General features: G+C 73.4%; 10 protein-coding genes. 3 read left to right on the top strand and 7 right to left on the bottom strand.

The features are described 5' to 3' along the window. Positions 1-4: 4 nt before the first annotated feature. Positions 5-1579 carry a DUF6801 domain-containing protein gene (locus OO60_RS09885; RefSeq protein ID WP_033261244.1) on the bottom strand — a complete coding sequence of 525 codons (1575 nt, stop codon included), beginning with the start codon at positions 1577-1579 and terminating at the stop codon, positions 5-7. A 251-nt stretch (positions 1580-1830) separates the two neighbouring features. Between OO60_RS09885 and OO60_RS09890 the strand changes: the two genes are divergently transcribed. Continuing rightward, positions 1831-2760 (top strand): ATP-binding cassette domain-containing protein, encoded by a 930-nt coding sequence (locus OO60_RS09890; RefSeq protein ID WP_003096794.1) that lies wholly within the window; start codon positions 1831-1833, stop codon positions 2758-2760. Then, a complete protein-coding gene (locus tag OO60_RS09895) occupies positions 2757-3590 on the top strand; it encodes an ABC transporter permease (RefSeq protein ID WP_003096796.1) in 834 nt (277 codons plus the stop codon). Before OO60_RS09890 ends, OO60_RS09895 begins: the two co-directional genes overlap by 4 nt. On the opposite strand, the gene OO60_RS09900 is transcribed toward OO60_RS09895, so the two are convergent. Beyond that, positions 3591-4085 (bottom strand): hypothetical protein, encoded by a 495-nt coding sequence (locus OO60_RS09900; protein WP_155848955.1) that lies wholly within the window; start codon positions 4083-4085, stop codon positions 3591-3593. A 101-nt stretch (positions 4086-4186) separates the two neighbouring features. Here OO60_RS09900 and OO60_RS47740 point away from each other — a divergent pair, with 101 nt between their 5' ends. Beyond that, entirely contained in the window at positions 4187-4969 is a 783-nt protein-coding gene (locus OO60_RS47740; RefSeq protein ID WP_081655919.1) for a helix-turn-helix transcriptional regulator, read from the top strand. A gap of 24 nt (positions 4970-4993) precedes the next feature. Here OO60_RS47740 and OO60_RS09910 read toward each other — a convergent pair whose 3' ends face one another. The 5 genes from OO60_RS09910 to OO60_RS09930 are packed head-to-tail and all read right to left on the bottom strand — an operon-like array spanning position 4994 to position 16791. Then, complete coding sequence (locus OO60_RS09910) at positions 4994-6103, bottom strand: glycosyltransferase (protein ID WP_033261246.1); 1110 nt, start codon at positions 6101-6103, stop codon at positions 4994-4996. Continuing rightward, a complete protein-coding gene (locus tag OO60_RS09915; protein ID WP_033261247.1) occupies positions 6100-6876 on the bottom strand; it encodes an alpha/beta fold hydrolase in 777 nt (258 codons plus the stop codon). The genes OO60_RS09910 and OO60_RS09915 overlap by 4 nt, the downstream gene beginning before the upstream one ends. Beyond that, positions 6864-7154 carry a phosphopantetheine-binding protein gene (locus OO60_RS09920; protein WP_003096809.1) on the bottom strand — a complete coding sequence of 97 codons (291 nt, stop codon included), beginning with the start codon at positions 7152-7154 and terminating at the stop codon, positions 6864-6866. Before OO60_RS09920 ends, OO60_RS09915 begins: the two co-directional genes overlap by 13 nt. Beyond that, a complete protein-coding gene (locus OO60_RS09925) occupies positions 7151-10969 on the bottom strand; it encodes a beta-ketoacyl synthase N-terminal-like domain-containing protein (RefSeq protein ID WP_003096811.1) in 3819 nt (1272 codons plus the stop codon). Before OO60_RS09925 ends, OO60_RS09920 begins: the two co-directional genes overlap by 4 nt. Further along, positions 10963-16791 carry a type I polyketide synthase gene (locus tag OO60_RS09930; protein ID WP_003096813.1) on the bottom strand — a complete coding sequence of 1943 codons (5829 nt, stop codon included), beginning with the start codon at positions 16789-16791 and terminating at the stop codon, positions 10963-10965. Before OO60_RS09930 ends, OO60_RS09925 begins: the two co-directional genes overlap by 7 nt. Between the last annotated feature and the right edge of the window lie 31 nt (positions 16792-16822).

The raw sequence follows: 16822 nt of genomic DNA on the forward strand, positions 1-16822 counted from the left end.
CAGTTCACTTCTTGGTGAGGGTCACGTCCAGCTTGTTGCCGGGGCCGGAGGTGATGCCGGTGATCAGGCCGGTCAGGAAGCCGCAGCCGGTGAACGGCGGGATGCCGTAGGTCGCGGTCAGCTTGCCGCCCTTGAGCGGGTCGAACCCGGGCGCCGAGGTGAGCGGGACGTCCGCGGGCTTGACCGTGTGGCACGACTTCGACGACAGGATCGGGAAGCCGAACACGCGGACCTTGGTGAGCTGGACGTCGACCTGGGCGTTCGCCTTGACCGAGCCCGCGGTGAGCGTGCCGTTGATCGCGCCGGCCTGGACGAGCTTCACCGTCGCCGACGCCGGGATGAAGCCGAGGACGCGGAAGTTCACGTCGGACTTCGGCAGCGCGAGCTGGGCGCCGAACTTGCCGGAGGCCGCGTCGAGCTTCGCGTCCAGGGTGCCCGGGCCGAGCGGCAGCGTGGCGTGCAGCTGCTTGAGGAACGACTTGCCCTTGACCGAGTACTTGACGTCGATGCCGCCCGGCGGGGTGGTCGGCTGGGTCGTCGGTGTGGTCGGTTCCGTGGTCGGGGTCGTCGGCGTGGTCGGCTCGGTGGTCGGCGTGGTCGGTTCCGTTGTCGGAGTCGTGGGCTCCGTGGTCGGCGTCGTCGGTTCCGTCGTCGGCGTGGTCGGCTCGGTCGTCGGAGTCGTCGGCTCCGTTGTGGGTGTGGTCGGTTCCGTCGTGGGAGTCGTGGGCTCGGTGGTCGGCGTCGTCGGCTCAGTGGTCGGCGTCGTGGGTTCGGTCGTCGGCGTCGTCGGTTCCGTGGTCGGCGTCGTCGGCTCGGTCGTCGGCGTCGTCGGCGTCGGCGTCGTCGGTTCCGTCGTCGGGGTCGTCGGAGTCGTCGGCGCGGTGGTCGGCGTCGTGGGCTCGGTCGTCGGGGTCGTGGGCGTGGTCGGGGTCGTCGGCGTGGCCGGGGTCGTGGTGCCGCCCGCCGGCTTGATCTCGAACGTGCCCAGCTGCTGGTTCTGGCCCGGGACGGCGACGCAGTCCGAGGTGAACGTGCCGAGGTCGGTCGGCTGGCCGTCCGCGGTCCGCGGCGTCATCGTGGTGCTGAAGTTCCCGACCGTCACCGACGCCGTGCCGGGGCTGGGGAACGTCACCGCCGGCGCCTTGCCGCTGCTCTTGACGTGGAACGCGCCCGACGGCGGCACCGGCGTCGACGCGATCGTCAGCGGCAGGTTCAGGTTCAGCGTCTTGTCGACCGGGTACTTGAGCACGGCCGCGGCCTTGGCCGAGCCGTCCAGCGACGTGGCACCGACCAGCGCGAGGCCCTCGGTGGCGGTCTCCGGCACGGTGACGTCGACGTCGAAGGTGATCGGCGTCGACGAGGCGCCCGCGACGGCGTTGTCCGGCAGGTTGGTGTCGATCTTCACCGACAGCACCTGGTCGCCGATGAGCGGGAACGGGCAGTTGTAGTTGAGCGTCAGGCTCACCGGGGCGGCCTGCGTCGGGCCGGCGCCGACGAGCGCGACGGTCGCCGCCACGCCCGCGGCGGTCGCGACGGCGAGACCGTAGGCGGGCTTTCTCGACTTCCACGAAAACTTCACGGCTCGTCACCTCGGGAAATGGGGGAATTTCGGCAAAGCTACCTCTGCGTTTCCGGCGGAACAAGCGGCCCACGATTCTTTGTCACACGCATGGCATGCGCCGACGCCCGAACGATCACGCAGGTCAGGGCTTATCACGCGGAGACGATTCCATTCCGCGAAAATTATCACGCGTCCGGCGAATGGTGTCGATCTTCTTGCACGGGAACACACGTCCCGATACCTTTCACCAGGCAAGGAAAGGAGCGGCCATGTCCCAGCCGGTCATCGCCGTGACGGACCTCGAGAAGAAGTACGGCGCGGTCACCGCGCTCGCCGGGATCAGCCTCACCGTCGCCAGGGGCACGGTGCTGGCGGTCCTCGGCCACAACGGCGCCGGGAAGACCACGCTGATCGACATCCTCAGCACGCGGGTCCGGCCGAGCGCGGGCACCGCCCGGGTCTGCGGCCACGACGTCGTGCAGCGCGGCCGCGCGGTCCGGCGGCGGATCGGCGTGACCGGGCAGTTCGCCGCCGTCGACGACGCCCTGTCCGGCCGCGGGAACCTCGTGCTGATCGCCCGCCTGCTGGGCGCGAAGCCGCGGCAGGCGCTCGCCCGGGCGGCCGAGCTGATCGCGGCCTTCGGCCTCGAAGACGCGGCCGACCGGCCGGCGGGCACGTATTCCGGCGGGATGCGGCGGCGGCTGGACCTGGCCGCCGGGCTCGTCGGCGCGCCGCAGGTGCTGTTCCTCGACGAGCCGACGACCGGTCTCGACCCGCTGAGCCGGGCCGGGCTCTGGACGATCGTCGAGGGGCTCGCCGCGCGCGGCACGACCGTCGTGCTCACCACCCAGTACCTCGAGGAGGCGGACCGGCTGGCCGACCACGTCGTCGTCCTCGGGTTCGGGCACATCACCGTGTCGGGAACACCGGCGCAGCTCAAGGCCCGGCTCGGCACCCGGACCGCGACGTGCACGTTCGGCACCGAGCTGGCGTTGCGGCGCGCGGTGGACGCGCTGGCGCGCCTGGGTCTCGCGGCCGGCCGGGCGGGGCTGGTGCTCACCGTCCCGTTGTCCGGCCCGGGTGACATCCCGGTGCTGGTCCGCGCGCTCGACGCGGCGGGCGCACCGCTGCGGGACCTGACGGTGACCGAGCCGACGCTCGACGACGTCTACCTGTCCCTGCACCGGGCCGCGTCGTGACGCAGGCCCGGCACCGCGCGGCCGTCACCGCGCTCGGCGACCCGGCGGCGTGGCCGGAATCCGGGTTCTGGACACAGGTCCGGGTCCTGACGGCCCGGTCCCTGCGCACGGCGTTCGGCGACCGCCGCCTGGTGTTCTTCGGGCTGCTGCAGCCGGTGGTGCTGTTGTTGCTGTTCAGCCAGGTGTTCAGCGGCGTCGGCGAGCTCCCTGGGGTCGCGGCGTACCAGGGTTACGTGAACTTCCTGGTGCCGGCGACGCTGGTCAACATCGCGATGACGACGGCGATGAGCTCGGGCGCGGGCCTACTGGCGGAGATCTACGGCGGCTTCACCGGGCGCCTGCGGTGCCTGCCGATCGCCCTGTTCTCGGTCCTGCTCGCCCGCACCCTGGCCGACGCGGCCCGCTTGGCCGTCCAGCTGGCGGTGACGGCGCTGGCGAGCGTGGTCTTCCTGGGGTTCCGCCCGGCGGGCGGGGTGCCGGGCCTGCTCGCGGCCCTGGCGTTGACGCTGGTCGTCGGCTGGTGCCTGAGCTGGGTGTTCGTGGCGATCACGACGTGGCTGCGCAAGGCGGAAACCCTCCAGGCGGCGTCGTTCGTGGTGATGTTCCCGCTGATGTTCTCGTCGAGCGCGTACATGCCACTGGACACGATGCCGGCGTGGGTCCGCGCGGTCTCGGCGGTCAACCCGCTGACGTACGCGATCGACGCGACCCGCGCGCTGGCGCTGGGCCGCCCGATCGGCTGGTCGGTGCTGACGGCCCTGGTGATCGCCGCGGTGGCCGCGGTGGCGGGCTCGCTGCTGGCGGCCCGCACGTTCCGCAACCGCGCGTGATCACGGGCCGTCCACGAAACTCAGGTCTTCGGCACAGCCCCGGTACTCCTCCGCCGCTTCCGCGTATTCGATGCTTCGCGAAGCCAAGCCGACCTCGAGCACCTCCAGACCGGCTCGGGCCGCCTGCGCGCGGCTGAGGCACTCGTCGAAGTTGCGGGACTTCACCAGTTGGGTGGCGATCGTGGCGGTGAGCGAGCAGAGCATCGCGGCCGCGCACAGCAGCCGCCAGGCGGGCGAACTCAGCCCGAAAGTCACCGTCAGCCAGTCCGCAACCGGCTTTCCGCCTAGGGCCGGTGCCGCGGTGAGGGCCGCGGCCAGCGTTCCCGCGACGACAGTGAGGTTCGACAACGTGCGCCGGCGATGCGTGGTCCGCGTCAAATATGCCTCCAGTTTCCCGCGTTTTGCCCGGACCGAGGCCAGGAGCACCGCCCGTGGGTCCTCCTCGCCCGGCACTTCCGGTTCGGCAAGTGCTGACATGGTTCCTCCTCCGCCCATCGCCCTCGATGGTGCGACTGCCGGAGCGGAGAAGATATTCGCCTTAAGGCGTATTTCGAGGCGCCTGCCGCGTAAGATGGGCGCGGCGAGGGGGTGGTCCGATGACCACGGCACTTTCCGAACGTGATCTCCGCGGCCTTCTGCGAGTGGCGGAGGAAGGCCTGCGCGACGAGCCGACCGGCGCCATGCCGTGGGCCGCGCTCGAGGCGCTCTGCACGCTGGTTCCGTGCGACTCCCTGGTCTTCAAAGAACTCGACGTCACCGGCGAACAAGTGCCGGTGTTCCAGACGGTCGCCGGCCGCGAGCGGCAGCTCGAGTTCGACGGTGCCGGCGACAGCCGGGCGAACAGTGACTTCTGGAGGCTGCGCCGGAACTTCCTGCCGTGCAACTATCCGGACCGCACCGGGGATCTCACGAGCGTCACCCTTTGGTCCGATTTCTACACCGCCAGAGAACTGCGGAGCGCGCCGATGTTCGCGGATCTCTACGGCCCGCAGGGACATCGTTTCAGCCTGTTGGTTTCCCTGCCTGCTCCGTTCGGGCGCACCCGGCGGATGCAGATCTGGCGCGACGGCGGGCCCGATTTCGGCGAGCGTGACCGGCTCATCCTTCAGCTGCTCCGGCCCCACCTCCACGAGGTCTACCTCCGTTCCCGGCAACAGCCTGCCGAGATGCCCCGGCTCACCCGGCGGGAACTGGAAGTCGTCCGGCTCGTAGCCGAAGGGCTGAGCAACGCCGAAATCGCCCGGCGCCTGTTCGTTTCGGTGGGCACCGTGCGCAAGCACCTCGAGCACATCTTCGACCGCACCGGCGTCCGCACCCGCACTGAGGCGGTCGAGCTCGTGCTGCCGCACCTGGTTCTGGATCCGATACCCGCTGAGTAGGCCGACGTGGCGTGACGAGGCCGGTCACGAACCCAGCGATTCCAGGCGGGTGGCGGCCGCTTCCGCACCACCGGCCGCCGCGAACGACTCGCGGATCCGCGCCGCTCCCGGTGCGTACTCCCGTGCCGACTCGATCGCCGTCCGGATGTCCGCCGCCTTCGCGCGGTCGAACCGGATCCGGACTCCCGCCTCGGCCGTGACCACCTGCTGGGCCAGCATCGACTGGTCGTCGCGGATCGGGGCCACCACCAGCGGGACCCCCGCCGACAGGGCCTCGCACACCGTGTTGTGGCCGCCGTGGCAGACCACCACCGATGCCCGCTCGAACACCGCCACCTGCGGGATCCGGCGGGCCAGCCGCACGCTTTCGCTGATCAGCTCGCCCGCCGGGTCGACCACGAGCCCCTGCACGTCCGGCAGTCCGGCCAGCGCGTCCACGCTCTCCGCGAGGAACCGCGACCCGGCCGCCGCGTTCGACGTGCCCAGCGTCACCACGACCAGCGGGCGATCGTCCACAAGAGACCAATCGCCCGAAGCTTCGGGAAGCGCCGGGCCGACGTACGACACCGGCACCGCCAGGCGGCACTCCCCGGCCAGCGCCCTGGTCGTGAACGCCAGCACCAGGTGCGGCGAAAACCGCAGGTCACCGAGCAGGACGCCGTGGCGCACGCGCAGCCCGGCTTGCAGGCCGGTGACCCAGGAGGCGATCTTCGGCAACGCTCCCAATGGATCGGCCAGCTCGGTCGACGTCGATGCCGACGTCGCCCACGGCAGGCCGCGGCGCGCGGCCACCAGCGCGCCCGCCATCGCCTGCTGGTCCACCACGACCACGTCCGGGGCGAACGCCGACACCGCCGCCGAAACCCCCGGCACCATCGCGTCCGCCAGCGGCACCAGGTACGACTCCCACAGGTACTTCAGCGCGGCGAACCCGCGCAGTCCCGGTGGCCGCAACGACAACGAGAACGGCGCCGAATCCCCGGCCGGGAACACCGGGCCCGTAACCAAAGTGGACAGTGCAGGCTCCGGACCGCACCACGCCACGGAATGGCCCCGCGACGAGAGCACCGAAGCCACCGCGCGCAACGGCGTCACGTGCCCGGCGAGCGGTGGCACGACCAGCAGGAACCTCACGCCGCGTGCCGCTCGATCCAGCGGAGCACCAGCTCGCGCACCTCCCGGTGCTGCTCCACCAGCACCGAATGCCCCTGCCCCTCGAACACGTGCAGCTCGCCGTGCGGCAGCAGCGACGTCAGCGCTCCGAGGTCGTCGGCCTGGTAGCCGTGACTGCCCAAAATGGACAGTACCGGGCAGCCGATCGCGGCCACCTGCGCCCAGGTCAGCAACGGCCCGAGCGGCACCTCCTCGGCCATCTTCGTCGACGTGATCCGCTCGGCCGCCAGCCGCGCGAGCCGCCGGTGGTGGGCGCTGAAGTTCGCCTCGATCCAGTCGAAGCTCTCCTCCACCTGCAGGAACCGCACGGTGTGGGCGAGGATCGCGCTCATCTTCTCCGCCCAGCTCTCGGTCGCGGGCTCGGATTCGATGCACACGATGCTGCGCACCCGCTCCGGGCAGGCGACCGCGTAGCTGTAGGCCAGCGTGCCGCCGAAGCTGTTGCCCACCAGGTGCACCGGCCGGTCGACGCCGAGCTGCCGCAGCAGGTCGTCCAGGTCGGCGACGAAGTCCCCGAGCGTGTACCCGCGTTCCGGCCGTTCGGTCTTGCCGTGCCCGCGCAGGTCGTAGCTGATCACGTCGATGCCGGCGGCCGCGACCGGCGGCGCCAGCGTGAGGTAGAAGCTCGCCAGGCTGTCGGTGCCCATGCCGTGCAGGAACACCACGGTCTCGGTGCCGCCGGCGGGCACGAGCTGCACGTTCGTGCGCAGCCCGTTGACGGTCATCGTGGGCACGTGCGCTCCCCCACGAACCGGGCGATGTCGCCGACGGTGAGCCCGATGACGTCGTCGAGGTCCTTTTCCGCCAGGTACTCGGCGAGGTTGACGTCCGCGCCGAAGTGCTCGGCCAGGATGCTCGCGAAGGTCACCAGGTCGATGCTCTCCAGCTGCAGGTCCTCGTGGAACGTCGTGTCCGGGGTGATCTCGATGCCGAGGACTTCGGCGTCGCCGACGAGCTCGGCGAGCAGCTCGGCGACGACGTCGAAGGTGGCGGACGCGTGGTCGATGGTCATGGCGTGCTCCTGATGTGTGCGATGGCGGTGTCACCGATCTGCTCGGTCGAGACGGCGAAGCCCGGCAGGTCCCGGTACCGCCCGGACACCGTGCCGTCGTCGTGGACGCGGATTTCCGCCGGGTAGACGGGTTCGCCGAGCCGCGCCCGGACGGCGTCCTTCACGGCGATCCGCGTCAGCAGCCAGCCGCGCTGCTGCCGCGGCGGGACGGCGGCGAACTCCGCGCGTTCGGCCGCGCCGAGGTAGATCCCGGCGTAGATGTCCCGGGCGGCGACCGTCGGCCAGCGGTCGGTGACCGCGACCGAGCCGTCGGGCCGCCGTTCGGCCAGGAGGTGCTCCGCCGGGAAGGCGTAGACGCGGTGGGCCGCGCGGTCGCACGGGAACCGGACGTCCCGCCAGCCTTCGACGCTCGCCAGCACCCGACCGTCCCGGACGAGCTCGGCGTCCATTTCGAGGACGTCCGGCCGCGGCAGCCGGACCCGGACCAGGCACTCCAGCCGCGTCCCCGGGCCCGGTTCCGGCCCGTGCCAGGTGAGCCTGCCGATCGAGCGCGGGAACGCGAGCAGGTCGTCGGACCGGGTGGCCATCAGCCAGCAGCCGAGCAGCTGGCCGACGTTGTCGAGCAGCCCGCCGGGCGCGTCCGGGACCACGAGCTCGCCGCGGATGTGCTGCTCGCCGAGGCCGGTCAGCCGGGCAACGCCCTGGTAGGCCGGGCCGTGGAACATCTCCCGCCGCGCGTAGATCTCGGCCGCGGTCAGCGGCGGCGCGGCCTCCGGCCCGGGCACCGCGGCCCGGGACGGCGGCGGCGCGAACGCACCCAGCTCGACGGTCATCAGCGCGTACGGCCCGATTTCGACGGTGACGTGGTCGCCGTCGCGGGTCAGCGACAGCGGCACCCGCTGGGCCGGAGCCGCGATCAGCCAGCGCGAGAACACCGCGTCCCGCACCGCGGCCGCCGTCGTGCCCGGCCAGGTGCGCTCGACCGTCCGGCAGGCGAGGTCGACGAGGGTCGTCGCGGGGACCACCGGCCGGAAGTCGGACTCGTCGGGCCAGCCGTCGCGCTGCCGGAAGAACCGGTGGTCGCGCAGGTGCGGCATGGCCGCCGTCGAAACCTCCACTGTGGACTCGACGCGGCGGCGGGCGGCCGCCACGACGTCCGCCGCGGCCCGGCGGGTCTCGGTGAGCAACGCGGTGAACTCGGCGACGATCGGGTCCGGGACCCCGGCGGGCAGGCTCGGCGCGTCGAGCAGCCCGCGGGCCGATTCCCCCAGCGAGAGCAGGGAGTTCCCGGTGGTGAGCCGGATCCGCCGGGGTTCCAGCGCCGGGAGGTCCGGGTCGCCGCCCTCGGTCCACAGCGCGGTGGCCAGGCGCCGCAGCTGCGCGAGCCCCGGCCGGGTGCCGGACGCGGCCGCGACGACCAGGTGCCGCCGCTCGCCGAGCGTGTCGGTGACGTACGAGCCGAGCTGACCCGCGCCGACCTGCACGAACACCCGAAACCCGGCGTCGTGCAGGGCCTCGGTCAGCTCCCGGAACCGGACCGGGCGCAGCAGGTGGTCCAGGTAGAGCCGCCGGACGCCGTCCGGGGCCGCGGGGTACGGCCGCGCGGTCGTCGCCGACCACACCGGCAGCTTCGGTGCGCGCAGGTCCAGGTCCGCGACGAGCCGGGCGAAGGGCGCGAGGTGCGGCCGCATCAGCGGGGTGTGGAACCCGGACCGGAACGGCAGGGTCGTGGCCACGATCCCCTGGTCACGGCAGGTCGCCGCGAAGGCCGCGACGGCGTCCGGCGGCCCGCACACGATGGTCTGCCGCGCCGCGTTCTCGTGGGAGACGACCAGGTCACCGGACAGCAGCCCGGCCACGCGGGCCGCCGGGGCGCCCAGCACGAGGTAGTCCGCTTCGGGCAGCTCGAAGCCGTCCGGCCAGTACCGCGCCAGCGCGTCCGGCGCCGCGGTGTACATCCCGGCGGCCTGCATCGCGGTCCACTCCCCGACGCTGTGCCCGGCCAGCGCGTCCGGCCGGACCGCCAGCCGCCGCAGGACGTCGTCGAGCAGCAGCCCGGCCGCCGACACGCTCGCCGCGCGGTCGAGGACGCTCGCCGTCGACCACTGTGGACGATCGAGGCCGAAGTGCTTTGCGACGTCGTCGAGCCGGGGTTCGCCGCCGGCTTCCAGTCCCGGGTGGACGAACACCGTCTTCCCGCCGGGCAGCAGCGGGTCGACGCTGCACCAGACGTCGCCGCCGCCGTGCCACGACCGGCCCGTGGCGGCCACCTTGGCGAGCACCCGGCGGGCCGTGGCGAGCTTGCGGTCGTCCGGGCCGGCGATCCCGAGCCGGCACGGGCCGTCACCCGGGCCGGGCCGGTCGAGCCGGTCGAGGAGTTCCTCCGGGGTGCGCGCGGCCAGCCGCAGGACGCGTTCCGGCTCGTCGACGCGGACCCGCCGCTTCGGCGCCGGGTCACCGGCTTCGAGCACGACGTGGGCGTTGACCCCGCCGAAGCCGAACGCGTTGACCGCGGCCACGCGCGGCAGCGCGCCCCACGGCTCGGCCTCGGCCAGCACCCGGAACCGCGTCTTGTCCAGCAGCGGGTGGGGGTCGGCGCAGTTGAGCGTCGGCGGCAGGATGCCGTGGTGCAGGGCGAGCGCCACCTTGACCAGGCCGGCGACTCCGGCGGTCGGGAGGGTGTGCCCGATCATCGACTTGACCGAGCCGATCACCGCGCGCGGCCCGCCGGCCGGGCCGAAGACGTCGGCGACGGTGGTCAGCTCGGCGGCGTCCCCGGCGGGGGTGGCGGTGCCGTGGGCTTCCAGCAGGCCGATTTCCGCGGGATCGCGGCCCGCCCAGGCCCGCCGCAGCGCGAGGGTCTGCCCGGCCACCGACGGGCTGAGCAGGCTCGCGCCCCGCCCGTCGCTCGAGGTGCCGCTGCCCCGGATCACGGCGTACACCCGGTCGCCGTCGCGGCGGGCGTCGGCCAGCCGCTTGAGCACGACGATCGCGGTGCCCTCGCCGATGAGCATGCCGTCGGCGGCGCGGGACAGCGGGCTGATCCGCTGGCTCGGCGACAGCGCGCCGAGCTGGGTGAACAGCGACCAGAGCGTGTCGTCCTGCGTCTGGTGCACCCCGCCGGCCAGCACGGCGTCGCAGCGGCCGCGGGTCAGCTCGCCGATCGCCTGGTCGACGGCGACCAGCGAGGACGCGCAGGCGGCGTCCACTGTGTACGCCGGGCCGCCGAGGTCGAGCCGGTTGGCCACGCGGGCCGCGGCGAGGTTCGGCACCAGCCCGGCGGCGGTCTCGGGCCGGAACTCGCCGAGCGGTTCGAGCAGCGCCGTCCGCAGGCGGTCGAGGACGTCCGGCCCGGCCGACGGCAGCAGCTCGCCGACCGTGCGCGTGATCTGCCGGACCGTGCGGACCCGCTGGTCGAAGCCCTGCAGCCCCGGCGAGAGGTACCCGCCGCGGCCGAGCACCACGCCGACCCGCTCCGGGTCGCCGAGCCGGCCGGTGCCGCCGGCGTCGTCGACGGCGGTCACGGCGACGGCCAGCGCCGTGAGCTGGTCCGGCTCGGTGCCGGCCAGTGACGTCGGCGGGACGCCGTGGGCGGCCGGGTCGAAGTCGAGGGTGTCCGGGGTGAAGCCGCCGCGGCGGCCGTGGGTGCGGTCCGGCGCGGCGCCGTCGCGGCCGTGGAACTCCGGGTCCCGGCGGTGCGGCGGCACGTCGGTGACGGCGTCGGTGCCGTCCACCAGGTTCCGCCAGTACTGGTCCACTGTGGATGCGCCGGGCAGGAACACGCCCATGCCGACGACGGCGACCGGGATCACCACAGCGACGCCGTGTACAGCACCGACCGGTCCGTCCCGTAGGCGAGTTCGCGCAGCAGGGCGGCGGTGCCCTCGGCGGGGTCGAGCAGGCCGGTGCCGCGGCGTTCGTACTCGCGCGCCAGCTCCGGCGACACCATGCCGCCGTGGTCGCCGTCCGGCGCCCACGGTCCCCAGTGGACGGTCACCACCCGGCCGGGCCAGTTCGCCCCGAGCGTTTCGAGCGCGTCGTTCGCGGCGGCGTAGTCGGTCTGGCCGCGGTTGCCGAGCACCGCGGCGATGCTGCCGAAGAACGCGACGAACCCGGGTTCGGCGTCGAGGGCGTCGAGCAGGATCCGCGCACCGTCCACTTTGGTCTCGTACACCGCGCGGAACGACGCTTCGTCCTTGTCCGCCATGAGCTTGTCGTCGATGACCCCGGCGGCGAAGACGACCCCGTCGAGCCGGCCGGGGAGGTCCTTGGCGAGGCGCCGCACGGCGTCCGGGTCGCGCACGTCGAGCGAGGTGTAGCCGGCGTTCCCGCCCGCCGCGCGGATTTCGCCGAGGGTGCGGCCGATCTCCCGCTGGGCCAGGACGGTCCGCACGCGGGCTTCGATGCCGGCGACCGAGCCGCCGCGGCCGGCCAGCACCGCCCGCATCGCCGCGGGGTCTTCGGGCAGGTCGTCCGGCTCGCCCGGCCACGGGGTCCGCCCGGCGAGTTCGAGCCGGCACCCGGACGCGGCGAAGGCCACCGCCGCGCGGGCGGTGATCCCGCGGGCACCGCCGACCAGCAGGACGACGGAGTCCGGGCCGAGACCCAGCGCGGCGAGCTCGCCGCCGCCCGGACCGGCGCCGGCGTAGGCGATCGACGGGAGGTCCGCCGGCCGCGGCTCGATCGTGAACCGGCCGGCGTCGTCGTGGCCGACGAAGGCCGGGCCGTCGCTGAGGGCCTCGTCCACCAGCGTCTTCGCCACGTCCTGGGTGACCTCGACGAGCCGCGTGACGCCGTCGCGCTCCAGCGCGGCCGACCGCACCAGGCCGCGCAGCCCCGGCACGGTGTCCGGCTCCGCGGCCACGAGGACCGTCCCTCGCAGCGCTTTGAGCCGGGTGAACACCTCCGTCAGGTCACGGGCGAACAGCACGGTGATGTCCGCGTCCCCGGCGACGACCTCCGCCCCGGCCGTGGCGAAGGCGGCTCGAACGGCGTCGTCCGGCGCGGCCACGGTCTTGCCGCGCAGCCGCCCCGGATCGGGGTCGAGCGGCACCGGAACCCGTTCGAGGCGGTACCGGCGCGGCGGGGCGGCCGCGGGTGCCGGGGACAGCCAGCTCTCGAGGTGCGTGGTCAGTGCCCCGGCCGTGCGGTCGCGGCTGAGCTGGTCGGTGCGGTCGTCGGCGGGCAGGCCCAGCCGGCTCAGCAGCGTCCCGGCGATTTCGGTGCGTTTGATCGAGTCGATCGAAAGGTCGGCTTCGAGGTCGAGGTCGACGGCGATCATCTCGGGCGGGTAGCCGGTGCGTTCGCTGATCACGCCGATCACGGTGCTCAGGACGTCGGTCGGCGCGGGTTCGGTCACGGGTTCCGGCTCGGGTTCCTCGATCACCACCGGCGCCGGAGCCGGAGCGGGGACCGCGGCCCCCAGGTAGCCGAGCATGACCTCGCGTTGCGTGGCGACGAGTTCGCGGGTGGTGCGCAGGAAGTCGACGATCACCTGGTCACGGCCGGCGGGCTGGGTCATGGCGGTACTCCGGATTCGTCGGGCCGGTGGCAGGGCGGGAAGATCGGACCCCGGCGCGCGGGCGGACCGCCCGTCCACGGCCCAGGCGGTGCTGGACGGCGCCGGCCGCGGCGGCCGCGTCAGACGTTCGGTCCGGACGTCGACACCGGCTCGCGCAAGGGTTTTCAGGGCGGTCAGGAAGCCGTTGAGGTCGGGACCGCAGGCGACGACGGTGTGCGGACGGTCGCCGAGGATCTCCTTGACCAGGCGGGAAAGCACGCGACCGGGTCCGGCCTCGACGAAGGTCCGGGCACCGGCGGCGTACATCGCCTCGATCTGGTCGAGGAAGCGGACCGGGGCGCCGATCTGCGCGGCGAGCTCGCTGCGGACGTCGGTGTACGGTGCGGCGGTCCGGTTCGCCCACACCGGCCGTTGTGGTGGTTCGATGGCTTCCTTGGCGAGTTCCGCGGCGAAGACGTCCCCCGCGGCGGCGACGAGCGGGCTGTGGAAGGCGCAGGCGACCGGAATCCGCTGGGCGGAGATGCCGGTTTCCCGCAACCGCCGCACGGCCCGCTCGACGGCGGCGACCGGTCCGGAAAGGACAACCTGTTCGGGTGCGTTGTGGTTGGCGACGACGACATCCGGGCCGATCAGGGTGGCGGTGAGGGCATCCCGGTTCGCCTTGACGGCAGCCATGGTCCCGGGCCGGGCGACCTGGGCGATGGCTTGCGCGCGGGCCCGGCTGAGGCGCAGGAGGGTCTCGGTGTCGAAGGAACCGGCGACGGAGAGGGCGACGAGCTCGCCGTAGGAGTGCCCGGCGAGGAAGTCGGGGCGCACGCCGAGCTGGGTGAGCAACCGGGCGACGGCGGTTTCCACGAGCCCGAGGGCGGGTTGAGCGACGCGGGTGTCGGTGAGGGCGGCTTCTTGGGCATCGACGGCGTCGGCGGTGAAGGCTTGGGGAGGGAAGGCGGTGGCGGCGACGTCGGGTGCGAGGCGGAGGACTTCGGCGAGTTCGGGGAAGTGGACGAAGAGTTCGGCGAGCATGCCGGGGCGCTGGCTGCCCTGGCCGGGGAAGAGGAAGGCGACCTTGCCGGGATCGGCAGGGGCAGCGGAGTCCGGCCGCGGCACGCCGGAGGATTCGGCGGGAGCAGCGGAGTCCGGCGGCAGACCGGAGGCGGCTGCGCCCAAGGGCCGCGCGGCAGCGGCAGCCGAACCCGCGCGCCCGGCCGCCGTCTCGCGCTGGAGCTCCGTCAGCAGCTCCTCCGCTTCCGGTGCCCAGTCCCGCAACCCGTGTCGCCGATCCGGGGCCACCGGGCCCGCGGCCAGGACCGCGTGGAAGTTCGTCCCGCCGAAGCCGAAGGCGCTCACCGCCGCCAGGCGGGCAGGGTTCGCCCACGGCCGGGCCGTCGTGGTGAACGTGAACGGGCTCGCCGTCGCGTCCCAGGCCGCGTTCGGGGTCGTCAGGTGCCGGGTCGGCGGGACCACCTCGTGCCACAGGGCCAGCGCCGCCTTGATCAACCCCGCCAGGCCCGCCGCGCACTTCGTGTGGCCGATCTGGCTCTTCACCGAGCCCAGCGCGCACGACCCCGGGCGGGCTCCCGCCGCCGCGAAGAAATCCGTCAGCGTCCGCAGCTCGGTGGCGTCGCCGACCACCGTTCCCGTGCCGTGGGCCTCGACCAGCCCGACCTCCGCCGGCGACACCCCCGCGTCCCGGTAGGCGCGCGTCAGTGCCCGGTGCTGGCCTTCCGGGCGGGGCGCCGTCAACCCCAGCGCCTTTCCGTCGCTGGCCGCGCCGATTCCTCTGACCACCGCGTAGATCCGGTCGCCGTCACGCTCCGCATCGGACAGTCGCTTGAGGACCAGGCACGCCACGCCCTCCCCCAGTGCGATGCCGTCCGCCGCCGCGTCGAACGGGCGGCAGCGGCCCGTCGGGGACAGCGCACCGGCCGACGTGAACATCAGGTAGTCGTGGATGCCGTTGTGCAGGTCGACCGCGCCGCAGAGGACCAGCGAGCTCGTGCCCGCCCGCAGTTCCTTGGCCGCGAGGTCGAGCGCGGCCAGCGACGAGCCGCACGCGGCGTCCACCGTGTAGTTCGCGCCGCCGAGATCGAGGCGGTTGGCGATCCGGCCGGAGATGACGTTCGCCAGCGTGCCGGGGAAACTGTCCTCGGACGGCTCGGGCAGCTGGGCGAGCAGCTCCGGCGGCACCTCGTCGAAGTAGCCGTCGAGCAGGGACCGCAGCGTGCCCGCGTTCGCCAGGTCGCCGCCCGCCTCCGCGCCGAACACGACGCTCGTGTGCTCGCGGTCGAAGTTCTGGTCCGCGTACCCGGCGTCGGCCAGCGCGCGGCGCGCCGTTTCCAGCGACACCAGCTGGGCCGGGTCGATGCTTCCCATCGCCGACGGCGGGATGCCGAATTCCAGCGGATCGACGTCCAGCGCGGGCAGGAACCCGCCCCACTTCGACGTCGACTGTCCGAAGTAGACGTCCGGGTCCCAGCGCTCGCGGGGAACTTCGGTGACGGCGTCTTCGCCGCGCAGGACGTTCGACCAGAACGCGCCGAGGTCGCGCGCACCGGGGAACGTGCAGGCCAGGCCGATGATCGCGATGTCACGGGAGTCCCCGGTGACCGGCTCTTCCGCGTGAGTAAAGGCTTTCCCCGCGGTGACCTCGCGGTGCAGTTCGGCGATCGTCGTCCGGCGGTCCCGGAGGACGGCGACCTGGCCGGCCATGAACATCCCCTCGGCCAGCTGGGTGGCCGCGTCGATCGGCTCGCCGTCGCGGCGGACGCCCTTGCTCGCGACGCGCAGCCGTCCGGTGTTCAGCTCTTCCAGCCGCTGCCACGCCTCCGGTGTCGCGTCGAGACCGGCTTTGACCTGCTCGAACTCCGCCGTGTACGGGCTGGGCAGGCAGCGCGTGCGGTGGCCCGGCGCGGTTTCCAGCGTCACGGTGGTGTCCGCGGCGAGCGCGCGCTCCTGGAACAGACCGGTGATCGCTCCGTGCTCCACGGCTTCCGCGGTGAAGAGGTACGCCGTGCCCATCAGGACGCCGACGGCGTCGAGCGGCTTCGCCATCGCCGCGACCATGGCGGCCGAGCGGGCGTCATGGATTCCGCCCGCGAAGAGCACCTCGACGTCGTCCGCCGCGCCGAGGACGGCCAGTTGTTCTTCCCAGAGCTCGAAACTCGAGCGCGGGCCGACGTGCCCGCCGCATTCGGCGCCCTCGAAGACGAACCGGCGGATCCCCGCGTCGAGGTACTGGCGGAGCAACACTGGCGACGGCACGTGCAGGAACGTGGCGATCCCGTCGGCCTCCAATGCCTTGGCCTGGCCCGGCTTCCCGCCCGCGACCAGCACGCACCGCGGCCGCGCGGCCCGGATCGCGGCGAGCTGGGCGGCGCGCAGATCGTCGGGCACGAAGCCGAGGATGCCCGCGCCCCACGGCCGGTCGCCGAGGCGCTCGGCGGTCCGGGCGAGCAGGTCGGTGGTGCGCGCACCGTTCGCCGTGGCCACCGCGACGAACGGGAACCCGCCCGCGTCGGCGACCGCGGCCGCGAAACCCGGCTGGTCGCTCACCCGCGTCATCGGGCCCTGGACAACCGGCAGCGGCGTCCCCAGCGTCCGGCACAGGCGCGTCCCGAGCACCGGCGACGGCACCTGCGCGCCGACGATCCGCCGAACGTCCTCTGTGGACTTGACGACGACCCCGGCCGCCCCACCGGCGAGCGCGCCCACCGCCGTCCGCGGCCCGGCCACGCTGCCCCACACCGGGACGTCGAAGGCGCCCAGAAGCTGTTGCAGCAGAACGAAGTCGCTCAACTCGCCGCCGCGGGCGACCAGGCCCAGCGCGCCGCCGTGAACGGCCTCGGCGGCCGTGGCCAGGTCCGCCACCTCGGCGAGCGCGCCCGCCCACGGTCCTTTCGTGCGGACGGCGAAGGCGGCGCCATCGGGCAACGGACCGTCCGTGCGCACCCCGTAGGGCACGCGCACCCGGGCCGCGACCAGCCGCAGGTCCTCCGGATCGGCGCCGTCGAGCACGCCGAGGCCACCGCCGCGGGCGACCGCGGCGACCTCGCCGGGACCACCGACCCCCAGGCACCGCAGCCGTCGAACGTGCGACGGCGGGACGAGCTCGGCCATCGGCGGGACCTCCTGCAGTCGGGTCGTTGCG

It is taken from the genome of Amycolatopsis vancoresmycina, from assembly GCF_000716785.1.
GTDB lineage: Bacteria > Actinomycetota > Actinomycetes > Mycobacteriales > Pseudonocardiaceae > Amycolatopsis > Amycolatopsis vancoresmycina.